Annotated in this window: 2 protein-coding genes; both read right to left on the minus strand. The window is 31.6% G+C overall.

Annotated elements, in window-relative coordinates:
* Window positions 1-552 (minus strand): glycosyltransferase family 32 protein (locus EFY79_RS21155; protein ID WP_123122756.1); only part of this gene is annotated, 552 nt, incomplete at its 3' end.
* 722 nt (window positions 553-1,274) lie between these two features.
* Window positions 1,275-1,894 (minus strand): PKD domain-containing protein (locus EFY79_RS21160; protein ID WP_148041997.1); only part of this gene is annotated, 620 nt, incomplete at its 5' end.

Consider the following 1,894-nt stretch of genomic DNA (forward strand, 5'->3'; position numbering starts at 1 on the left):
ATCAATACTTATCAGGATCTCATTATTTATAAATTTAAAGCCATAATAAGATGCTTTTGACTGGTTATTATTAATATTTTCTAAACTTCTTTCTGCTGCTTTTAGAAATATAGGGTTTCCAGGTATACTCATCAGTAACCATTGGCAAATATCTTTATTTGTTCCAAGCTGAGTCACGTACATAGACGAGGAATCTATCCATTGACGCAGTGGATTTACGCATAGGCAATCGATATCTGCATAAACACCTCCATATTTATAAATAATCAAATAACGCCATAGATCTGATTTTGAAGCCCCAAACTTGATTTTATTGAATCCTGTATAAAATTCCGGAAAATTACTTGAAAGAAAATCCTTTACATCTTCATCATCATAGAACCTGTACTCATATTCCGGATTTTTAGTAATCCAGCTATCTACATAATCTTTCATAATTGCAGGCACCTGGTTAGTTTTAAATGTCTGCCAAATGGTTTTAGGAATTTTTTGCTCGTAGTCCATCTTAAGCCGAGGAGGCAATTCTTTAGGGATTGTTACAAATTCGGCCATCTATAGTATTTTATATTTTATCAAAATTAATATTTTCACTGGCGTTTTTATATTAGTAAATCATTAATCGCCGGAACTCATTATACCATGTATTGGAAATCCATAGGTTTAAAGGCATTGACTTAAACTATGACTACCCTTTCTTAAATTCTCCATCCTACAAATTTATTAGTTTGTAGAAACTCAAGTCTTGCACTAAAGTGCATAACTTAAGCTAACGTTTTGAGACCAGTTAATTCTTTAACATGGTAGGTTAGTTGCGAAACATTAGAATTAGCGCATTTTTCAAAAAGAATAAGACTTAAAATTTTTAAACTTTTGTAAACAGATTTTTCAAGCATAAAACTTTTTTTGGGAAAGCTACAAAAGAATAATTTGAAATAGCAATCCATTCGTTAGTTTTCAAAACAATTAAATTTTCTCACCAACCATTTTTTTTAAATGCTACTCCACTCTTTAAAAAATAATTCAATCTTACATTTGTCTTTATACTGTTCTCTTTATAAATCGGATCCAATGTACTGATAATTCTGCTATCGGCGGTTTTCATTCGCTTTGAAAGTGTACTATTTATACTACTTAAGAGTTTCAGGATCATTACTTTATTTCTATTTGCTTTTAAACTATTAGAGTTTTCTTTTCCTACTTAATCATATTAATTTTTAAATATAAAGAAAACGACTTCTAAAAAATTTTTTAAGATTTAAACCATTGGTTCCAACCTACATTCTAACAATTTTGATTGATTGTTTTTGCATGTTATCAAAATAAACGGTCATTACGTAAGTTCCTTTTATCAAATTACTCATATCAACCTGTTGTTTCACATTCGTTGAAGCAGATAGAAACTGTTTTTTATAAACGATCTTACCTGTCATATCATGGATTAAAATCAAAATATTTGTATTATCATTTACTGTGTTCAGCTCTACATTTGCAATATCATGAACCGGATTAGGATAAACTCTTAAGTTGGGGCTTTCAGTATTTGGTGCCAGTCGTTCCAATCCTACAGTTACCTGCATAATATCTTTTCCTTCTGCTCCTTGATTATCAGTAACAGCCAATTCAAATTGATAAGTACCTTGTATAAGTCCTGTAATCTGAGTAGTAGATAAATTTTCGGAGCCAATGGTGCTAATTGCAGGGCCAGAAACTTGTTTCCACGAATATGATAAAATTGTTCCATCCAGATCTATACCACTTCCGGATAACGTAATCGAAGCATTTGAAGGAACAGTTGTAATATCATTGCCAGCATTGGCTGTTGGAGGAATATTGGCTGCTTCATTAACGGTAACGTTTACTGTACTTTTGGCTATCGCTCCTTTGTTGTCTGATA

The sequence above is a fragment of the Hanamia caeni genome (assembly GCF_003721595.1).
GTDB lineage: Bacteria > Bacteroidota > Bacteroidia > Chitinophagales > Chitinophagaceae > Ginsengibacter > Ginsengibacter caeni.